This is a genomic window from Salipaludibacillus sp. CF4.18 (genome assembly GCF_051262595.1).
GTDB classification, from domain to species: Bacteria; Bacillota; Bacilli; order Bacillales; family Salisediminibacteriaceae; genus Salipaludibacillus; species Salipaludibacillus neizhouensis.
In genome coordinates this window covers 58,836-79,734 of the sequence record NZ_JBIMEV010000015.1, presented here as the reverse complement: position 1 = coordinate 79,734, position 20,899 = coordinate 58,836, and the positions used below count along the sequence as shown (strand labels likewise).

The 20,899-nt window shown below is 37.0% G+C and carries 17 protein-coding genes; 2 read left to right on the top strand and 15 right to left on the bottom strand.

Annotated elements, in window-relative coordinates:
- Positions 1-181 precede the first annotated feature (181 nt).
- The gene (locus ACHABW_RS11700) at positions 182-721 is read left to right on the top strand and encodes a helix-turn-helix domain-containing protein (RefSeq protein WP_435755478.1); all 540 of its coding nucleotides are present in this window, start codon (positions 182-184) and stop codon (positions 719-721) included.
- A gap of 716 nt (positions 722-1,437) precedes the next feature.
- On the opposite strand, the gene ACHABW_RS11695 is transcribed toward ACHABW_RS11700, so the two are convergent.
- The 6 genes from ACHABW_RS11695 to ACHABW_RS11670 form a co-directional block, all read right to left on the bottom strand.
- Complete coding sequence (locus ACHABW_RS11695; RefSeq protein ID WP_435755477.1) at positions 1,438-2,046, bottom strand: ATP-binding cassette domain-containing protein; 609 nt, start codon at positions 2,044-2,046, stop codon at positions 1,438-1,440.
- On the bottom strand, positions 2,039-3,034 hold the full coding sequence (locus ACHABW_RS11690; protein WP_435755476.1) for an ABC transporter ATP-binding protein: 996 nt from the start codon (positions 3,032-3,034) through the stop codon (positions 2,039-2,041). Before ACHABW_RS11690 ends, ACHABW_RS11695 begins: the two co-directional genes overlap by 8 nt.
- A gap of 17 nt (positions 3,035-3,051) precedes the next feature.
- On the bottom strand, positions 3,052-3,915 hold the full coding sequence (locus ACHABW_RS11685) for an ABC transporter permease (protein WP_435755475.1): 864 nt from the start codon (positions 3,913-3,915) through the stop codon (positions 3,052-3,054).
- Positions 3,912-4,907, bottom strand: a complete 996-nt coding sequence (locus tag ACHABW_RS11680) for an ABC transporter permease (protein WP_435755474.1) — start codon at positions 4,905-4,907, stop codon at positions 3,912-3,914. The genes ACHABW_RS11685 and ACHABW_RS11680 overlap by 4 nt, the downstream gene beginning before the upstream one ends.
- Positions 4,908-4,955: 48 nt before the next feature.
- The gene (locus tag ACHABW_RS11675; protein ID WP_435755473.1) at positions 4,956-6,557 is read right to left on the bottom strand and encodes an ABC transporter substrate-binding protein; all 1,602 of its coding nucleotides are present in this window, start codon (positions 6,555-6,557) and stop codon (positions 4,956-4,958) included.
- Positions 6,558-7,001: 444 nt separating this feature from the next.
- Positions 7,002-8,396 (bottom strand): glycoside-pentoside-hexuronide (GPH):cation symporter, encoded by a 1,395-nt coding sequence (locus ACHABW_RS11670; RefSeq protein ID WP_435755472.1) that lies wholly within the window; start codon positions 8,394-8,396, stop codon positions 7,002-7,004.
- A gap of 157 nt (positions 8,397-8,553) precedes the next feature.
- On the opposite strand from ACHABW_RS11670, the gene ACHABW_RS11665 reads away from it, so the two are divergent.
- Complete coding sequence (locus ACHABW_RS11665; protein ID WP_435755471.1) at positions 8,554-9,762, top strand: helix-turn-helix domain-containing protein; 1,209 nt, start codon at positions 8,554-8,556, stop codon at positions 9,760-9,762.
- Between the two features lie 53 nt (positions 9,763-9,815).
- Here ACHABW_RS11665 and uidA read toward each other — a convergent pair whose 3' ends face one another.
- The 9 genes from uidA to larB all read right to left on the bottom strand — a co-directional run bounded on the left by uidA (position 9,816) and on the right by larB (position 20,897).
- On the bottom strand, positions 9,816-11,618 hold the full coding sequence (gene uidA, locus ACHABW_RS11660) for a beta-glucuronidase (protein ID WP_435755470.1): 1,803 nt from the start codon (positions 11,616-11,618) through the stop codon (positions 9,816-9,818).
- A 316-nt stretch (positions 11,619-11,934) separates the two neighbouring features.
- Entirely contained in the window at positions 11,935-13,407 is a 1,473-nt protein-coding gene (locus tag ACHABW_RS11655; RefSeq protein ID WP_435755469.1) for an MFS transporter, read from the bottom strand.
- 283 nt (positions 13,408-13,690) lie between these two features.
- Complete coding sequence (locus tag ACHABW_RS11650) at positions 13,691-14,899, bottom strand: MFS transporter (RefSeq protein WP_435755468.1); 1,209 nt, start codon at positions 14,897-14,899, stop codon at positions 13,691-13,693.
- Positions 14,900-15,002: 103 nt separating this feature from the next.
- Positions 15,003-16,283 (bottom strand): TRAP transporter large permease, encoded by a 1,281-nt coding sequence (locus ACHABW_RS11645; protein WP_435755491.1) that lies wholly within the window; start codon positions 16,281-16,283, stop codon positions 15,003-15,005.
- Positions 16,283-16,786, bottom strand: coding sequence for a TRAP transporter small permease (locus ACHABW_RS11640; RefSeq protein ID WP_435755467.1), 504 nt, complete (start codon positions 16,784-16,786; stop codon positions 16,283-16,285). Before ACHABW_RS11640 ends, ACHABW_RS11645 begins: the two co-directional genes overlap by 1 nt.
- 71 nt (positions 16,787-16,857) lie before the next feature.
- Positions 16,858-17,886, bottom strand: coding sequence for a TRAP transporter substrate-binding protein (locus ACHABW_RS11635; protein ID WP_435755466.1), 1,029 nt, complete (start codon positions 17,884-17,886; stop codon positions 16,858-16,860).
- A gap of 346 nt (positions 17,887-18,232) precedes the next feature.
- Positions 18,233-19,606: a hypothetical protein gene (locus ACHABW_RS11630; protein WP_435755465.1), complete on the bottom strand. Its 1,374-nt coding sequence runs from the start codon at positions 19,604-19,606 to the stop codon at positions 18,233-18,235.
- A 59-nt stretch (positions 19,607-19,665) separates the two neighbouring features.
- Positions 19,666-20,136, bottom strand: a complete 471-nt coding sequence (gene larC / locus ACHABW_RS11625; RefSeq protein ID WP_435755464.1) for a nickel insertion protein — start codon at positions 20,134-20,136, stop codon at positions 19,666-19,668.
- Between the two features lie 14 nt (positions 20,137-20,150).
- Positions 20,151-20,897, bottom strand: coding sequence for a nickel pincer cofactor biosynthesis protein LarB (larB, locus tag ACHABW_RS11620; RefSeq protein WP_435755463.1), 747 nt, complete (start codon positions 20,895-20,897; stop codon positions 20,151-20,153).
- Positions 20,898-20,899 lie beyond the last annotated feature (2 nt).

Genomic DNA, 20,899 nt, shown 5'->3' with positions numbered 1-20,899 from the left:
TTAAATAGAGATAAAATGTTTGTATAGGAATACAAAAAGCTCAAAAAAATATGCATCGCCTTTGTTCTCCAATATGAATATTTGTTACTTACAGGATAACAATATCAAATGTAGATTGTCAACAGATTTTTTGTTAATATATAAATATGTTTCTTATTAGTAAACTTATGAGGTGATTAGTTTGGATATAGGTACTAAAATTCGCGCAATTCGAAACCGGAAAAAAATTACCATTGCACAAATGTGTGAAGGAACTGGACTTTCAAAAGGCTTCATTAGCAACGTGGAAAACAATAACACTTCACCTTCCATAAGCACATTAAGTACAATAGCTTCGTTTCTTGGAATTCCCCTACCGTACTTACTTTTGGAAAAAAAACAAAATATGCGTGTCGTCCGAAATGACACAAGATCAAAATCAACGTTTAATGGTCTAAAGATCGAGCATCTAACCTCTAAGGGAGGTTTAAGAATGATGATTGTAGAGTTTCCCCCTGGAGCAACAATAGGAGAGCCCCATGCTCATGAGGGGGAAGAATGTCATCTAGTAATGGAAGGGAAAATCTTAGCTGAACAAGGGGAAGACTCTGTAATTGTTGAAGCAGGTGATTCCTTTAGCTGGAATGCAAGTGTCCCACATTTTGTAAAAAACGTTGGAAATAAGAAAGCTGTGGTATTAATCTCCATTTATTCAGATACTGAGTTACACGATTTATTATAGGAGTCAACTTTCATATCAATAAAAATCTAGTTTATTCAATTGGCTGTAATACCCGTAGCTATTGAAGTATGGTCATTGACAAGAAATATAGGAATGAAAAAACACCCGAACGTTTGATATAGTTGATTTGTTGAGAATTACATAGCTATACAGAAGAGGTGCTTCCTATATGATATCGAATAATGACCAACAAGCGACTACCAAATGAACATACAGCCACATAGTATAACAAAGTCTTTCGGTTTTTCACTCCTGTTGGACAGAAAGGCACCGCGGGTATGTAACCAAGAATGAGTATTTATGAGGGGGAGGACAAAGGCGTCTCGACACCAACCAACAGTCCCACGAGCTGAAATAAGGACGAAACCGGCAGGGAGGAAGCCCCGTGTTCGGGGCCCAATAGAAATAACGAAATGTGATAGCACGAAGACTGTTCACCGCATAGCTTAGTCAAAAGGGAACCACAATTCCAACCGACAATCGTCAAGGTCTCTGCTCCAACGACCGACTTCGATGCTGTATGCATCATAATGCTTGTATGAGAGATCCTTAGGTTATCGTTGTGGTGACTTCCTATGGGTCTCTCTTTTTTCTTTAACTTCTGAGGACAGTATACCTTTCAGATTTTGGTCAGCAATACTATCAGCAATAGGACAGAATTATATAGCATTAACACTGAATGATTAGACAAATAAGAGAGTAGTGGTGTGGTCATCTCACTTTAGAAGCAATGCATCAAAGTCGATAACTCTCGCACTAATTTTTTCAAGTAGATTTATGTCATGGCTTATAGCAAGTACTCCAATCTTACGATGTTGAACTTGGTCCATTATAACATTCCATAAATTCGCTTGCGTCACCGTATCTAACATCGAACTTATTTCATCTGCGATTATATAACGAGTGGAAGGACCCAGTGCCCTTGCGATACATATTCGTTGCAGTTCCCCACTCGACAATTCACTAGGCATACGCCTAAGCCACGTCTTTTTGATTTCCAGAGACCGGAGAATGTCATCCTCTAGTTGTCCAGCCTCATTAAGAGTTTGCTCAAGAATCCATTTTGGATTAACTACTTTTTCCGGATGCTGCCATATTAATTGAACCGGATTTATGCCACTTATCGGCGCTTTGCTACCATCTACTATTACATCACCTTCTTCCGCCCTGAGATATCCTGCCATAATTTTGGCAAGGCTTGTTTTACCTGCCCCACTCACTCCAAACATACCCACAATCTCACCAGGATTTACAGTTATATTGACTTGCCTCATGAGCCAAGGATGACTACCGAACCGAAAACCGACTCCCTCTGCTTTAAGCATGATAGCACTTCACCATCCCGCCAGTCATTGTCCTTGACTCTGGTTCTTCTTCAGAACAAACGGAGGTAGCATAGGGACACCGTGGTTCGAAAAGACACCCTTTTTCCAGTTCAGCAATAAATGGTTGGGATCCCGCAAGAGGGGTGAAACCATTCTGTGGTAAAGCATTCCATAACGCTTTCGTATAAGGATGACGAAGGGACTTGCCACTCCCAGAAAAGTCTTCTGTACTAGCAACTTCAACACATGTACCTGCATAAAAGATAGCAACTTTATCAGCAATTTTCTTTGCTATATTTATATCGTGAGTAATAAACAGTATCCCTCTTCCTTCATTTGCTAGATCCCGAATAAAGTTCATTGTCTCTTGCAACGAGTGTTCATCCATGCCAGGCGTTAGCTCGTCCGCAATAATTAACTGTGCACCGCTAACCATAGCGGTTGAAGCAAGAACTCTTCTGGCCATGCCTCCTGATAATTGAAAAGGATAGTAATTCTCAACCTTGGAGTTTAACCGGAATTTACGAAAGATATTTCTTTGAATATACTTTTTATTTTTTTCTTTAATTGATGCTCGAACTTGTTTTCCAATTTTCATTAATGGATCTAAAGAATTAACAGATTGAGGAACTAATGCAATTTCCTTTCCTCTTAACATTGTTTGGCTTTCTGAATCAAGCGTTACTCCTCGAAAATTAATCGTTCCTGTTACTTCTGCATTTTCAGGAAGTAACCCCATAATTGCATTTGCTAACAAACTTTTTCCTGAACCGCTTGCACCAAGGATGGCATGCACTTCTCCTTGATTTACAGTTATATCAAGTCCACGAATTACCTGTAATTTTGATTCAAGGAGCCCACTTTTATATTCACGGAATGAAATACCCAAATTCTTCACTTCCAGCAGAGCCTGTTCTCCTCCTCTGGTAGTGCTTTTATTGTCATCCCTCTTAGTTTCAACTCCAGATAAGCTTTTATAGAGTTTCATCCTATCCCTTCTTTCTATTATCTTTTAGCATGAAATGGGTCAATAAGCCTTCTGATATTTTGGCCAAGAAAATCAAATAACCCAACCATAATTAATAATAATAATCCAGGAAAAAAAGCAAGCCACCACATACCAGTGGAAAGATATTTCATAGACTCTGACAGAATAATCCCAATAGCTGGTTTTTCGGCAGACAAGCCAAATCCTAGAAAGGTAATAGCTGCCTCGTGTAATATAGCATGAGGAAATAGTAGAATAAAGCCGACTAAAATTTGCGGTACCAAGTGTGGGAGGAAGTGATGATAGGCAATCCACATTCTAGATTTGCCTAATTGCCGCGATACTTCTACGTATTCCTCATGGCGAACTTGTAATAATTCTGAGCGAAGAACACGGGCCAAGCTCGGCCAATGAGTTAACGCTATACCTATGATGACTCCTTTAAATCCTCCCCCCATTACAAAAGAAATCAATATTAGTGTGACAAGGTGAGGAATACTGAGAAAAAGATCTGTCAACCAGCTGACAATAATGTCGGCAGCTTTATTCCAGCTTGCTAAAAAACTGATGATCACGGCAATCACTGTACTTATCAGAGCACCTAGAATTCCTACACCCATGCTTAACGTAAGACCACTTAATGTCCTAGCTAGCATATCTCTCCCCATCCAATCTGTGCCGAACAAGTTCCAGAAAGAAGGGCTTTGATTTCTCATTTCAAAGTTCACATTTAACTTTTCTGATCCGATAAATAAACCAATTATAACGATTCCAATGAGAAGAGACAAACTAATTAATATAGCAGCCAAAGTACGTTGCCTAAGATTCAGGCCAAATAAAAGAGAAGAAGATGTTGTTTTTAAAGACGTCCTGTATTTCATAGTCTTCTTCCTCCACTCCTGATTCGCGGATCTATAAATGTATATAAAAGGTCAGCAATAAGGTTGCCAATAAATACAAATATAGCACTAAATAGTACAATTCCTAGAAGCAAAGGTACATCTCCTGTTAGTCCAGCTTGGACAATGGCTTGTCCAAGTCCAGGGTACGAAAATACCTGTTCCGCAAGGATAGCTCCTCCAAACAACTCGCCGAATGAAGCAAAATGTAGGGAAATTGCCGGAAGAGAAATATTCCTCAAGCCGTGACTCCAAAATAGAGCAAAACCTCTTTCTCCTTTTGCTCTGGCAAACCGTATATACTCACTTTCCAATACTTCGATAAGTTTCTCTCTCGTATGCAATGCAACATTAGCCACACCTACAATACTTAAAGTTAACGCAGGTAAAAATAAATGTTGTAGTCGATCAATTATAGTTACCTCCTCCGTTAAAACACCTGCAGGAGTTCCTAACCCGATCGGAAACCAACCTAACCATACAGAAAATAGCATTAACATGAGTAATCCCAGCCAAAATCCAGGAGTTGATGCAAGAGTAAAGCAATAGCCTTTAATAAATCGATCTAGCCACTTTCCTTGATTCATTCCAGCTAAACTTCCTAAAATTAATCCAAATAATGCAGACATTAACCAAGCTGTCGCCATCAAAGCCAGAGAAGCATAAAAGCGTTCAGCTATCACTTCTGATACTGGACTTCTATAAATGAGCGATGTCCCTAAATCACCTTGCAATAAGGATGTACTCCAATTTATAAACTGCTGTAATTTAGGTTCGTTAAGTCCCCAGTATTCAGATACATTTTCTTGTTGTTCCGGGCTCAGTATCATCATATCCGCTCCAATATATGATTGAACTGGATCTACAGGAGAAAAACTTACTAAGATATAAGAAATCAAACTTATTGCAACTAGCAGTGTTGCCAACCTAATAATTTTTCTAAATATATATATTAGAACGTTTCTTGTTTTCAATATTAACCCATCTTCCCCTAAAGGATTCTAATACCCTTGAAATTCGGATTACTTCCCCACCCAACGCCACTGGGTGATATAATCGGTCACAGGCCAGCCATGACCGTGTGGCTGCACTTTCTGTTCCCCTATATCCAGCCCTTCCCTGACAAAATAGAGATGATCGAGATTTACGAGCCATGCCCAAGGTGCATCTCCCTTTACGCTGAAACCTGTTTCACCATCCCATTGTGCATCTTGCCAGTACTCATTTGCTTCATCCATTGATGTAGCTTCTAGTGCCTGACTCATGTATTGGTCAACTTGTTCATTGGAATAATAGTTAGAATTATACCAACCTTCTCCTTTATATTTACTGCTGTAAAGGAAGTACATTTCAAGAGGATCATGACTTCCCCAACCCATCATGACAGGATGAGAATGTGCGAGATCTTCAAGTTCACTCCAGTTTTCCCCTTCGGTTTGAATATCTATCCCCAATGGTTTCATCATTTCAGCAAAAGCCATGGATAGTGTTTGCCTCACCTCATCATCTGCTGGATACAATAATGTAAAACCAGCAGCCAGACCATCTTTTTCACGAACACCTTCCGCATTCAATTGCCAACCTGCCTCTTCAAGAATTGCTTTGGCTCTTTCCATGTCTGCATCTTCTATCGTTGTATCTGAATTCCACCAAGGTAATTGATCGGCTACGGAATAGGCGGGAGTCCCATACCCCTCTAAAACATCATCTACCAATGCCTGTCGGTTTACAGCAAGATTGATTGCTTTTCGTATAGCTGCATCGGCGGTGACATCGTTTCCTATCACTACCCCCTCTTCTGATTCTTCTTCTTTTACATAGGGAAACATAATTCCTCGATTATCAACACTTTCGAGTTCAAGCAAGTCCATACCAGGTACATCTTGATCAGCAAAAGTTGGAGGGACAGAAACAATATCGACTTGACCAGCTTGTGCTGCAGCGAAAGCTGTATCTTCAGACAAAAACAAAAAAGTCAGCCTTTCAAAATGCGGTCGGTCACCATAGTAATAAGGGTTCGCTTCGACAATCAGCTGTTGCCCTTTATCCCACTGGACTATTTGGTAAGGACCTGACCCTAGAGGATTCTCATGATAATCCTCCCCATATGCATGTTTTGGAATGATACCAGTAGAAACTAGCAATGAAACAAATGTAGACTGTGGCTCTTTTAAATTAAATTCAATTGTAGATTTGTCTACCTTCTCTACACTTTCTAAATTACTTAAGTCAACGACTGATCCACTTTCACTTGCTTGTTTAAATGTAAAAATAACATCTTCCACAGTCACCCGCTCTCCATCCGCAAACAAAGCATCTTCCCGTATTTCCACCATCCAAGTCAACCCATCATCATTTATATGATAGTTTTCAGCTAAATCATTTTTAATAGAAAGATCTTTATCACGAGTTAAAAGAGTGCTTTGAAAAAGTGGCGAACCATATCGTCCCCAGCCCGTTGACGGATCAAAACCTTCTTCCGGCTCTCCCCCAACCGCCAAGACTAACTCGTCCGTTTTTGCTTCATGTGATTGATTATCATTTGTCTGGTCATCACTAACATCTGAACAAACACTAACGACAAATAATAATAATAAGTATAGTATGACTTTGCTTTGTTTCATTATATTTACTCCCCCAACATCTCTTTTCCACTATACATTTTATAGTTTATCTTTACATACTACAACTAGAAAAGAACGATTAACCATTCTCATCAAGCAGTTAATCGTTCTTATAGAGGTTGTTCAAAAAGTCCGTAAGAAAAACAGCATAGCCGTCTTTTATAAAATTCAGCGTCATCTTTCGCCACCCCGAGTAGCACCTCTGTAATGCGTGTAGGTGCTGCTGAAAAGGAGGTGGGTTTCAACTTGACACGCGTGGCGTAAAGATAGCTGTCAACTAAAACTTTCATATCTGTTTATAAATGGCTGTCGTATTTCTTCGTTGGCTTGTCCCTCCGCTACTCACGTATTAAAAGTATACGCTTCGGTGCAGGGTACCACGCCGCCTCGACCTACTCCGCTCTTTTTATGCTCCTTTTGAACACGCACTTATATATAAATCTACTATTCTTTAGCTGCTAAATCTGCTGAAACCTTTTCAAACGTTTTATCATCTAGTAAATAACCAAATTTAAAGATTATAAAACAAATGAGACAGGCAATCGCAGGTAATAAAACCATCATTACCATTAAGCCCGTTAAAGTTTCAGGAGTTTGAGCGACATTTGGAACATATCCAATTAATGTCAAGCCCATCCCCGCTGCCCAGCCAGCTACTGCTTGCGATAATTTCCTCATAAAGCTGTACAAAGAATAAGTAGTACCTTCTTGTCTAAACCCAGTCTTCCATTCTCCATAATCTATGACGTCAGAAATGAATGCCCATACAAGAATGTTTGGAATCATAATACCTAGCATACCGATCCATAAAAACAAAAGTACCGTTACAGGAGTTGGTGGCATCATAAATAATGCTCCGAATGCTGCGGCTCCTAATAAAAATCCGAATAGTGTAAGTTTCTTTTTCCCAAACTTTTTTGTCAATTTTGGAATGAATATGACAAGAAGAATGGTGGATGGGATATTTAACATATTATAGATAGGGAATAGCATTTCATTTTCTAAATAATAGGTGAAGAAATAAAGCCCAACAGATTGATTGATTAACATGGCTAACAGAACAAAAAATGACATAAACGAAAGTGCTAAAAATGGACCATTTTTCAATGTACGAGTCAACATCTTTATATTCATTTTTTCAGGTCTTGCAGATGCAACCGGTTTGATTCTTTCTTTTGTATTTCTGAAAGTTAAATAATAAGCAACTAAAGCAAAAACACCTATAATCCCCATGACAAATGGGAATCCAATCTGTTGACTAGGAAATAAGGCAACCATTGGAATGACAAGAACCCCTACAACAAACACTCCTATCATAGACCCTAAACCACGGAAGGATGCAAGTGAAGAGCGATCTACAGGATCTCTGGTCATAACAGATGCTAATGAACCATATGGAATGTTGATAGCTGTATAAGCCATTCCAAATAAAATGTAGGTCACATACGCATAAACTAGTTTCCCTTCATAAGTAAGATCCGGAGTTGAAAATAAAAATACTGCTATGACGACTAACGGAATGCCCCCCCATTTCATATAGGGTCTGAACCTGCCATTTGGATTGTTTCTTCCATATCGATCAACAACCGTACCCATCATAGGATCGGTAAACGCATCCCAGACTCGCGCTACTAGAAAAAGTGTCCCTACAGCCGCCGCACTAATACCAAAAACATCCGTATAAAACACGAGCAAATAGGTTGTAACCATAGAAAATGTTAAGTTATTTGCCGCATCTCCCATTCCGTAGGACATTTTCTCTTTAAGTCCTAACTTATCGTTTTTGTTATTGGACCTGTCTATTTTAACGGTATCGTTTGTTTGTTTAGACGTTTCCATTTTAAAATTCCCCCTCACACTTGAAATCGTTTTCACTTTTACATTATAATAGGAAAAGCATCATTTTTATAAGGATAATTATTGCATAATAAGGATAATAATAACGTCTTCACTTGATAGTATATTGAGATAATATATAAAGGAGCAATTCTCTACCATGGAAGAATCTAACATCATTTCAACAGCTATGCAGATACACCATATTACAAATTTAAATGTTTATATAATTGATTATCGTAATAACTCCGTCTTTTATCACGAAGAGATTACAATCCCCTCTTTCATGCCTGGAAGCAAGCAAGAGGATATCAGTCACTTCCATAAAAATGTTGACTGGGGAATTAACCAATTGTACACGTACGCTAATGAATGGGGGTTACACTATTTATGTAATACTTTTAGAACCGATCAAACTTATGCTGTTATTATCGGTCCTTTTATGGAATTAACCCCTAATATATTTAGCTTATCCAGAGAGTATAAACTAGCTAATAATGACAGTGAGTATTTGAAAAATCTTTGTCATAAAATCCAAGTTTTAAGCATTGAAAAAGTAAATAGTTACTCAAGGATTTTGCAGGAGTTCGAAAAACTTATTGGAGGAGAATTTACCCCAATAAATATAGCACCTGATAAAAACATTCACAGAAATAGTATAGAAGGTAATAGTCAGCTTGATCATGATAGTAATGAATTTATTAATATGAGATACAAAATTGAAAACGACTTATTACATGCTGTCGAACAAGGGGATAAGTCTAAAGCTCTTGATTTGTTACATTCAAATGAAATGCTGTTTTCTTTTACTGAAAGATTACCTAACGCACCACTTAGGAGAATTAAAAACTTAGCTATCATTTTAAATACCCTTTTACGATCCGCAGTGCGAAAAAGCAATGTCCCTACCATTTTTATACATCGTGTGTCTGAAAAATTTGCTTTTAAAATAGAAGAAACCAGTCAATTATCAAAATTACAGGAATTACATCATAACATGATTGAAGAGTACTCGGACCTTGTCACTTCCAGTTCTCACAGTAATTATTCAAGGATTACAAAAAGTGTCATCGAATATATAGTAAGCTATTATGACAAAAAAATTGATAAAAATAAATTATCCGAACTTTGCTTCACCCACCCAAGTCATTTGTCTCGTAAGTTCAAACAAGAAACAAATATGACGATAACTGCATATCAACAAAAAATTAGATTAAACAGAGCAAAACATCTCCTTAAACATGAACCTATCCCTATCGAGGAAATAGCATGGATCATCGGTTATGAGGATTCCTCTTATTTTACAAGAGTCTTTAAAAAAGAAACCGGATATACACCTTCTCAATTCAAGGAAAGTATGAATATATAAAGACAAACTGCAAGCATACCGAAAAGGTAGCTTGCAGTTTGTTTAAATTTACCCTATCCTTTATACCCGAAGTTTGGAATTGCACTCCAACGCCTACGGAATTCATGGGCTGCCATTTTCGGCTTACGATCTCTAGTAAAGATTCCTTTTTTATTTCCTTGAACTCGTAATATTCCTTGACTTGTCTGGAAGTCAGCGAAGTTCCAAACCTGTTCACCAACAAAATTAACAAATTCATCAAATACTTCGTGATTAGCACGCAAATATTCAACCTGGTATTCTTCTGTAAACATAACAGGATCCACATCATGCATGCCAGCCACTGTATCTGCACCATATTCTGTCATCATGATTGGCTTGCCTGGACAACGCTTGTTCCATCCTTGAAATTCTTGACGTAATTTCAATTTTGCCATTTCAAAGTCTCCACCTTGAACGTACCAGCCATAATAGCGGTTTAATGCGAGAACATCGATTAATTCTGCAATTTTATCCGTTTCTGGTGTCGACATTAAGTGAGTCACAATGGTTACCGGTCTATTTTGCGGATCAAGCTCTTTTGTTAACTCTACTAATGGCTTGAAGTATTCATATGCTCCCTCTTCTTCTGAAGCAGGCTCATTAGCTACAGACCACATGACAACGGAAGGATGATTTTTATCACGTGCAATTAGTTCTTTAATGACATCTTCATGATGGTCATACGTTTTGATTTCTTTAAAAGTATCACGCTTTGCTCCACTACCTAATAGTGTCGCTGCAAAATTCAAATGAACCCCTACTGCAGGTGTTTCATCGATGACGACCATTCCTTCTCGATCAGCAAGTCGCATCATTTCTTCTGAATACGGATAGTGTGCCGTTCTAAAGGAATTCGCTCCGATCCATTTCATTAAATTAAAGTCCATCACATTCGCTGCTTCAGAAATCCCTCGTCCGTGAATAGGTATGTCTTCGTGTTTACCAAAGCCTTTGAAATAAAATGGTTTATCATTAATTAAGAATTTACCGTCTTTTACTTCTACTGTTCGAACACCAAACGGCTGCTCATAAATATCAATCGTTTTATCGTCTTTTACTAATTCCACTTTTAATGTATATAAATAAGCATTAAGTGGTTCCCACAATTTCACTTCAGGGAATTCAATCTTTCCATCTGCACCTTCTGATTTAGCTACAACGGCATTTGCTTCGTCGACTATACTTGCTTTAATAGTTACATTTTCGCCAATTGTATCAACGCTATAATCAATTACACCTGTTGTACCGTTATAATCCGTTACAACTGTTACATCGTTAACGTACGTAGATGGAGTAGTATATATTTTAACTGGGCGTTGTAAACCTGCATAGTTGAAAAAATCAAAGTTTGGAGAATTTCTCACAACTTTCCCAATTCCTTCTATCTCTTCCTCACTGTAATTCCCAACTGGTAACGTTGTTTCATCAACGATATTATTAACAGCTACCGTCACTCTATTTTTTCCTTCATTTAAATAATCATTGATTTCTGCTTCAAATGGAAGGAAACCACCTTTATTTTCAACTACCAATCTTCCATTAACATAAACCTTTGCTGTATGTGTCGCTGAACCGAAACGCAATACAATTCGTTCTTTCCTAAAATACGTTGGAACCGTAAATTCACGTTCATACCAAACCCAACCGACGTGATTTTTAATTTCAGCTGTTACTCCTATATCGTTGAAAGAGGAGGGGACAGCCATATTCATTGAATCTTTTAATTTTGACTCATACCATTTACCTTCAAGTCCTATACCATCGTCTAATTTAAAATTCCAAATTCCATTTAAATCAATTACCCCGCGCGTTTCTGTACTGATTGGATATAACATATGAGCACCCTTTCTTTCATTAAATGTAAGTGTTTATATCCTTTATTATAGCCATACTCACATTCATTAAACAGGACTTATATAACATATATAGGACTTATCATGCAATCCTTTTATAAAAACTGTCTAGCAATTAGGGAATCATCTTCACTCTGTATGCTAGTAGAGCCTGCGATTACTCGTCGCAGATAAACATTGCGCCTTGAGATGATAGCAGATTTTCTTTTGCATTGAACTGTAAAGTACCACCTTATATAATAAAAAATAGATGCTGTCTCGGTGATCGAAACAGCATCTATTTTAAGAAGCTTATATACTATATAACGGCTTCCTCTTTTGCCCTTGCTTTTATTTCTGCAATATCTTTTTGAATCTCTTCCATTTTCTTACTATCAAGTTTATAGAACTTCATAGCTATTAGTGAAATGATCAACCCAAGTATCGGTATTCCAAATGCTAGAATTAGTGTTACCACTAGTAAAGGTGTTGTTAACGCATCACCTATTTGTGGAAATTCATCACCATAGCCAATCATAGCTACGGCAACACCTACTATAGCTGGTGCTAAGGATGAAATTAACTTATCCACAAAGGAGAAAATAGTTCCCAACATTCCTGGGATATAACGCCCAGTTTTATGCGTTTCATAATCTGAAATATCTGCAATCATTGGGATAACTAAGGAAGATGGAAGACCTCCAAAGCCCATTCCTAAAGTATATAAAATAATAAAGATCACTGTTGTTATACCAATGCTCTGAATTGATATAGTCGTAGGATCTATCACTAATAAAAACACAGCCAGAGCAATAAAAGAGAACAACCCTATCCACGTTGATAATACTAAAGATTTTTTTAGTCCTAATTTCCTCGCTACTGCAACACCGATAAAGGTTATTATAATGATTGGTCCAACAGTAATTAATGAAATAGTCCCACTGAGCGCATAATCTCCCATCAAAATTCCAAATAACATTACAAGAACTACTGGATGACGTACTAGACTAAAGGCTAATTTATCAGTTGATGCTGCAATAACAAGCATTTGCATTGGTTTATTACTTTTTAATATTGGCCAGTAATCACGAAATCTTGTATTTACAGTCTTATTTGCCAATCCATAAAATTCTTTGCGATCCTTTTTCCAAATAGCCATGACCGCTAGGAGAGTAAAGATACCCGAAATTATAACGGCATATGAATTTAATTCAGTAAATAAACCCATATTAAATTCTCCGCCATGTTTTTCAACAAGATAGGAAGCAACAAAAATCTGCCCGCCAACAAAGAGTACCGTATTATAAATTCCGTCGAATATAGTAAATAAGGGGCGCTGCTTAGGGTGATTCGTCAATACCGTTTGGGCAGCTTTAGTTGATGCCGTTTGAAAAGTATAACCAATAATATAAATAGCATATATCAGTATAAAAAATATAAACTGTAGATTTGTTGGCAAAATATGCGTTACGTTATACATAAGTAATATCGTAGCAGCCAATATGACATTTCCTAAAATCATTAATGGCCTAAATTTGCCGAATTTTGATTCTGTCTTATCGATAACATACCCAACTATAGGATCTGTGACCCCGTCAAATACTCGCATTGATGTTAAAATAGCACTCACAACAACTACAGTCAATCCAGCAATACCTGTAGCATAATAAGAAACAAAACCTATTGCGAACATATAAAGATTTGTTGCAGTATTGTTTAAAGTGAAAAATCCAATCTGCCATAATTTAGCCGTATTATACTCATGACCGCTGTCCATTGTTTTTGTCGACATACAACTTCCCCCTTAATTTAGTAAACCCTTACATTTTGTTGATTATTCTGAAAGAAATAAGTGCAAAAAAACACATCATCTATTATTAAGTTTGTTTGCCAAACAAATTTAATATATTTACATCATATATGTAAGCGTTTTAAAAAGCAATCTTTATTTTAACATTTATTAAAACACTTAAATAACCCTATATACACAGTGGCTATGAGAGCATACGGAGTATACTTGTAATCATATCTCTTTTATTTCCAGAAAATAATAAACGAATTAACTATCGTTATTATCACCCTAAATGATTATGATTCATGGATGATGTTTTTCGTTCTTTCGCCATATGAGATTTATACCTCTTATATCTCTTGAAACTATTAATGAAAAAGCCTAGGCATGCAAAAATTAAACTAATAGTTAACACTTGATATGTAAACCTGATCGTTGGATTGCCAAATAATACTCCGACGAAATCAAATACAATCGGTGACAAAAATTGTCCTAAAAACAACATACTCGTTACGATCGCCATCGCTTGAACTGTCTGTGACTTTGGTACTTCCCTAGATACTTGATCAAATACTGTTGGGATGATCGATCCCATCCCAAACCCAGCTATAGCGACTCCCACCCCCATTGTTAGGGAATTAGTCGAAAGGCTGACAACAAAAAATCCAATCGCAAACAATAATACCTGCATAGGTATAAAGTATGTTTTTAACCATTGATATACATATCCTAAAATTAATCCCGATACAAAGCCTGATGCTGTTCCTGAAGAGATAACAACCCCAGCTAGCTGAGGATTCCCAATGTCCTCTTGAACCATGAAAAGTGCAATATTTGAAGGGATACTAAAAAAGACCATCATTGTTAAAAACATTCCTAATCCATATAGATAGATTATTTTTGGAAGGCGAGAAGTTGGAATTTGTGATGGCGTAAAATTGTCCTCTTTTTTCGGGAGAAAGAAATACACGATCACCATCGAGACTAGAGCCAACAAGTAAACACTAAAAGTCATTCTCCAACTATAGGACACTAAAAATCCAGAAAGTACAAATAATACTACACCTCCAAGATTAGTTGCCGCGCTTAGTTGCCCCATCATTGCCGTACGTTCTTTCCCATCAAAAAAATCAGATACAATAGATGTGGAAATTGGCATCATTAATCCTACACCAATACCAAGAATCGCCCGAAACAGCAAGAGCGTTTCTATACTAGAGACTAGCCCACCACCAACTCCACCAATTAAATAAAAAACCATCCCTACTAACAAGACACTTTTTTTAGAGAAACGTTTAGTTAAGCTACTGGAAATAAAAATGAAAGGAATAATCATTATGGAAGGTAAAGTTAATAGGAGTTTTATCGTTGTTTCATTTGAATCAGGAAATGCAAGAGCGATTTCCCCAAGTGCAGGAGAGACGGCAGCCCCAGCCATAATAGTTAGAACTGAAACAGAAAGTATTGCCAATTTTAATAACAACTTGTCCATTTTACTTCACTTCCAAACTCTTGAATGTAATTTTTGGACCATGTAGAAAGAAACATCCAAGAGCACCTAAATTAATACAGGTGATAAGATGTTTCTTTCTTACTTATTGTCCAAAAATCTCTGGTAAAAGTAATACAAAGGCTGGGACAAACGCTACAATTAATAAGACAATAATCATGGCTATATAAAAAGGGATCATCGCTTTCGATACCTTTTCAATCGATATTCGCCCAATTGCTGAACCTACGAATAGTACTGTCCCTACTGGCGGCGTCACTAACCCTATGGATAAACAGAGAATCATTAACACACCGAAATGCACTGGGTCCATTCCTACATTCATTGCAACAGGGAGTAGTATTGGGGTTGCAATGAGAATAAGCGGAGCCATATCCATAATCATTCCTAACATCAACAAAATAACTACAATCAAAAGAATAGTTACAATATCATTTGGAGATATACTAATTAATGAATTTGATACCATGGAAGGTACTTTTAATAGTGCTAATAGCCAGCCAAATGATGAAGATGCAGCAATCAAAAATAAAACCATACTTAATGTATTAAATGTCCGTTTTAAAATAACTCCCATTCTAGTAAAAGGAATATCTCTATAGACAAAGAACGTGATGATAAAAGCATACAGTGTTCCAATTGCTGCTGATTCAGTAGCTGTAAAAAAACCACTAACAATACCACCAATAATGATGACGGCTGTAAATAGGCCTAACAGACCTTCCCAAACGATTCTAGGTATTTCTTCTCTTTTTACTACTTCTCCCTTAGGATAGTTACGTTTAACCGCTATCATGTAGGTTAAAATCATTAAACCTAATCCAAGTAACAAACCTGGCAGCAAACCACCCATAAATAGTGCTCCGACAGAAACACCACCAGCAGCTGTTGAGTAAATTATCATATTATGGCTCGGAGGGATCATCACCCCTTGAGCAGAACTTGAAATTGTTACAGAAACCGCATAATCCGAATCATACCCTTGCTTTTTCATCATTGGGATTAACACGGAACCTACAGACGAAGTATCTGCGATTGCCGAACCAGAGATTCCTCCAAAAAACGTACTGGCCAACACGTTTACCATTGCAAGACCACCTCTGATCTTACCAATAAGTACATTAGAAAGGTTGATTAGTCTACGGGAAATCCCGCCTTCATTCATAATTTCACCTGCTAAAACAAAAAAAGGGATTGCTAATAGCGAAAATGAATTTAATCCGCCAACCATCCTTTGTACAAGAGCTGCTAAGTCAATTCCTAAATATATTCCAGTAACTAATGAAGAAAGAATAAGAGAAAGGGCAATTGGAACTCTAAACATCAGTAGTAGCATAAAACTGCCAATTAAAATGAATACATCCATCATTTCTCACCCCCACTTACATCGTCATAATTCTGATGCAATCCCTTTATAAAAAGTAATTCGATACCATACACTGTTACAAAAAATCCTGTGACAGGTATTGCAGCATATAAATAACTAGAAGTCAGCCCCAAACCAGGCATTGTTGATCCGCTCATCAATTGGGTAAACTGCCATCCATAATAAATCATAATAACTCCGAAACCTAAAATAAGTACTTTGGAAAAATAATCAAATACGTGTTGAATCTTTTTTGGAAATAGGTTTACAACAAGGCCGACACCGATATGGAGTTTTTCCTTAAACCCATATGCAATTCCAAGAAAAGCAACCCATACAAACAATAGTCTTGATAGTGCTTCTGTCCATGCTGGTGTTGTTCCTAATAATTGTCGAGAGAAAACCTGGTAAATGATGACAAGAACCATTATTGTAAGTATTGTCAAGGAAGCTACCAAAAGTATCCGATCAAAAACGTATTTGATCATTTTTAATGTTTTCATGTTGTATCCTCCTGCATCCCTGAAAATGACAGGGAAGTGAGGTTTCCCTCACTTCTGCCGATCAGTTTTCATTATTCTGTAAATCTGTCAATCCATTCACCATATTCTTCTCCATACTCATCATAGACTGGTTGAACAGCTTCTCTCCACTCAGCTATATCATCAACTTCAATAAGTTCATTTCCATTTTCCTCAATAGCTACTCGTGATTCCTCTGTCAATTCTGCCCACGCTTCACGCTGAACATCAACAGATTCTCTTGCTGCTTCTTCAAAAGCTTGCACATCTTCCTCACTTAATTCATCCCATAAGCTTTGAGATGCTAATAAAACTTCAGGCACACCTTGATAGCCATTAACTGTGAAATAGTTGGCTACATCATAATGACTCGATGTGTAAAAACTTGGAAAGTTATTTTCAGCTCCATCAATGACTCCTGTTTGTAATGCAGAATACACTTCTCCGTATTCCATAGGAGTCGCTGATGCTCCTAACGATTCTACAATAGCTATGGCTAGATCAGATGATTGTACACGAATTTGAAGTCCTTCCATATCTTCCGGTGTTTCTAAAGGGCGTTCTGTATTATAAAAACTACGTTCCCCAGAATCATAATACGTTAAACCAACTAGGTTACTTCCTTCAAATGTGTCTAAGAGGTCTTGACCAACATCTCCTAACAAACGGTCCCATTTTTCTTCCTCATCTTCAAAAAGATACGGCATAGCTAACACACCAATTTCATCTGAGAATTCTGTTAACGGAATGGCATTCACACGCGTCAAATCAATTGAACCTAATTGTACTTGTTCTATTACTTCCGACTCTTCACCCAGTTGACCGCCCGCATATACTTCAATTTCATAACGGCCATCCGTTTTTTCTTCTACTAATCTGGCAAACTCTTTCGCACCAAGTGTAGTTGGATAGTCTTCCGGTTGGTTCTCAGCTAACGTTAAAGTAGTAGTCTCAACGTCTTCCGTTGCTTTAGTATTGGCTTCAGTATTTACCTCTGTAGTTTCTTCATTATCTCCACATGCCACTAAGACAATCCCTGTTAGAAACATAGTTGAAAATAAACTTAATACTTTTTTACTCATAAATAAAATCCCCCTTTATTTGTATTAGTTCTCTAAAACAGCTATTGAGCCTCCTTTTTTTAATTTGTTTACCAAACAAACTAATATATAGCTTTATTATAAATGTAAGCGCTCCAACAATCAACCTTTTTAAATTGTTTATTACGTTTACTACCTAGCTGCGATTCTATCAACTACAGTTTAAAAAAGATGGCTGTCCTAATTTAGACAGCCACTTTCCTTTAATTCTATTAATGTCTATCTTACATGAGGATTTTCACATGATCTGGTTTTTCTATTCCTAGACCTGGTTGATATCAAAATAAAACAATACGCGTCGCCATTATTACTTTTTGTTAGAGTAATACTATAAAAGTAAATATGCGACCAACGTTCCTATCCCTCCAAAACCTAATGCATAGGGGATATTATTTAATGTAATTCGATATGGACTTTGTTGCGTATTTATTGATGTCAAGGTAACAACTAATCCATAGGTCCCAACTGTTAACGTAGCAATGGAACTAGTTATCAAAACGAGAGCAAGGCTTAATGGATTTATTACTTGTAATAGAGGAGTAATTACTCCACCTAAAATACCGATTGTAGCAATTGGATGAATACCAAACATACTCAGAATGAGGAAAACTACTTGGATTATTATTAAAAGAATTAATGGATAATCTGTAAAAAATAAAATTGGTTTTTGAATAACATTTAGAAACGTTGTACCGTTGATGCTAGCCGCAAAAAAAGATAAGGATATAAATAAAACAACAAAATTTTGCATCGAGTTTGTTTTCTGTTTCCATGTATTCGATCCTATAATCCAAAAACTGCGGCCCCTTTTCATAAGAATAGCCCAGATTAAAGCAAAAGGGAAAATGAGTATCGTTACTGTTAAAATGAAGTCAATTTGAAACAGATTCCCTAAGAAAATGACAAGTGATAAAAATAGGACAAGAGAAATAATTAAATGACTAACCTTTTTCATTAACTTTTTCACGTTTATTTCTTTTCGTTCTCCTACTTTATCATTTTCATAGGAGTACTTTTTAAAGTAATAACGCCCCCAAAGCGAATCAAGTAGAAAAGTAATAAAAGATATTAAGAGTAGCCAAGGCAACAGAAAAACATAATTAACTCCAGTTGTGAAGACCGATACGGCTACTAACATTTCTAAAGGACTCCATACTAGCGCTAAAGAATATCCCCTAAGTGTTGCCATACTAATAAATGAATCTCTTAATTTTTTATTCAGTGAAGCCAAATTATTTTTTAATACATCTTGGGAGATAGACGCAGCTGATAAATTTAAAAAAGCAGCCAACGTTAGTGTAACCACTGAGCTGCGTGGATAAAGCCTGCCTAAGTCTGAAACATTCACTTTAATTAGTTCATTGAGGCTACGGTCAAACCTCCCGCTTCTTACGACACTATTCATCCAAGGCAACATCGCTAAAAGTGTTAACAATGACATATTTGAAGTAAAGAAATCTGGAACGTCTAATATCGATTGATCCGTTGTCGAATAAAGAAAACCACCTACTACAATAAATGATCCTCCGAGAATTTTAAATAATCTCGAAGCGCCAGAAAAGGATACAATAAGCATTATAATCGCTAAAATTCCTATGGTGTAATTTAAACTCTCACTTTCTAAAAATATATTGAAAATATGGATCGAGAATACAAACGAATAAAATATATATAAATAACGAAAAAGAGGATGTTGTTTCATTTCTATTCTCCTTAAGTTGTATTCAACGCAAAAAAAGATAGACTAGAGCAACAACTAGTCTATTTGTTCAGTTCCTTCCAAACATGTTCATAAACCTTTTTCAAAGGAACACCATGACGTTTTGCGATCGCTTTACATTCTTCAAATTCTGGTGAACTTTGAATAACTTCATTCTTGTATATCCCCTGCTTAACTGTAACTGTGCCCCACTCTGTTTTCACTTTCTTAAAATTTCTTTCAGATCGATAGACCGTTAATGGATAATAACGAATGCCTAATGTTGTCGTTTCTTTAAGCAGAATTTCTTTCATTTTGTCTAGGTCTACACGACGACAGAGCAATTGGAGTAAAACTCCTGGTCTGTTCTTCTTCATATATATAGGAGTATAAAAAACATCGTTTGCACCCGCTTCAAAAAGGATATCCATGACATAGCCGAGCCATTCCCCCGAAATATCGTCAAGATTCACTTCCATTTTGACCATTTGATCATCGACATGCTCCTCATCAGGAGGGGGATTGGAAATCAAGTTAAAAACTCCTCTCAACCTTTATTGTTTGCTATACGATCGATGAGTACAGCATTGTAAGCACCGCCAAAGCCGTTATCAATATTAACAACACTGATTCCTGAAGCACAGGAATTTAACATCGTTAATAACGGTGCCAGTCCCTGAAAGCTAGCACCATATCCGACACTCGTTGGTACAGCGATAACTGGATGTGAGACAAGTCCTCCAACCACACTAGGAAGAGCCCCTTCCATCCCTGCTATTATAATAGACACGTTTGCATGTTGAATTTCTTCTATATTATCTAGTAGCCGGTGAATTCCAGCTACACCTACGTCATAAATACGACGAACGTCGCTTCCTAAGGCCTCTGCTGTTACTGCAGCTTCTTCTGCTACTCTCAGATCCGAAGTCCCTGCGCAAACAACAGCAATATAACCTGCCGATTCTGTGACCTTCTCTTTGTTTTGCTTCCAATACAAAATTTCAGCAATTTCATGATAAATTAACTCTGGGTGCTGTTTTAACACTGTTTCAGCCTTGTCTTTTGAAATTCTAGTAACTAATACATCATTGTTTTTCTCTTTTATTGCTGTGATAATGGAGGAAATTTGCTCGGAAGACTTTCCTTCTCCATAAATAATTTCTGGAAACCCTTGTCGTTTTTTACGATGATGATCAACTTTAGCAAACCCTAAATTCTCATATGTAGCCAGTTTTTCTTTTGCTTCTGCTACGGTTAACGTTCCTGCTTGGACCTGCTTTAGTATATCTTCCATAT

Coding starts and splice junctions, on each gene's coding strand:
- ACHABW_RS11640 (WP_435755467.1), bottom strand. CDS start 16,786: ATGAAAACATTAAAAATGATCAAATACGTTTTTGATCGGATACTTTTG.
- ACHABW_RS11695 (WP_435755477.1), bottom strand. CDS start 2,046: ATGCTTAAAGCAGAGGGAGTCGGTTTTCGGTTCGGTAGTCATCCTTGG.
- ACHABW_RS11690 (WP_435755476.1), bottom strand. CDS start 3,034: ATGAAACTCTATAAAAGCTTATCTGGAGTTGAAACTAAGAGGGATGAC.
- ACHABW_RS11685 (WP_435755475.1), bottom strand. CDS start 3,915: ATGAAATACAGGACGTCTTTAAAAACAACATCTTCTTCTCTTTTATTT.
- ACHABW_RS11655 (WP_435755469.1), bottom strand. CDS start 13,407: ATGTCGACAAAAACAATGGACAGCGGTCATGAGTATAATACGGCTAAA.
- ACHABW_RS11665 (WP_435755471.1), top strand. CDS start 8,554: ATGGAAGAATCTAACATCATTTCAACAGCTATGCAGATACACCATATT.
- ACHABW_RS11675 (WP_435755473.1), bottom strand. CDS start 6,557: ATGAAACAAAGCAAAGTCATACTATACTTATTATTATTATTTGTCGTT.
- larB (WP_435755463.1), bottom strand. CDS start 20,897: ATGGAAGATATACTAAAGCAGGTCCAAGCAGGAACGTTAACCGTAGCA.
- ACHABW_RS11650 (WP_435755468.1), bottom strand. CDS start 14,899: ATGGACAAGTTGTTATTAAAATTGGCAATACTTTCTGTTTCAGTTCTA.
- ACHABW_RS11635 (WP_435755466.1), bottom strand. CDS start 17,886: ATGAGTAAAAAAGTATTAAGTTTATTTTCAACTATGTTTCTAACAGGG.
- uidA (WP_435755470.1), bottom strand. CDS start 11,618: ATGTTATATCCAATCAGTACAGAAACGCGCGGGGTAATTGATTTAAAT.
- ACHABW_RS11645 (WP_435755491.1), bottom strand. CDS start 16,283: ATGGATGTATTCATTTTAATTGGCAGTTTTATGCTACTACTGATGTTT.
- ACHABW_RS11630 (WP_435755465.1), bottom strand. CDS start 19,606: ATGAAACAACATCCTCTTTTTCGTTATTTATATATATTTTATTCGTTT.
- ACHABW_RS11670 (WP_435755472.1), bottom strand. CDS start 8,396: ATGGAAACGTCTAAACAAACAAACGATACCGTTAAAATAGACAGGTCC.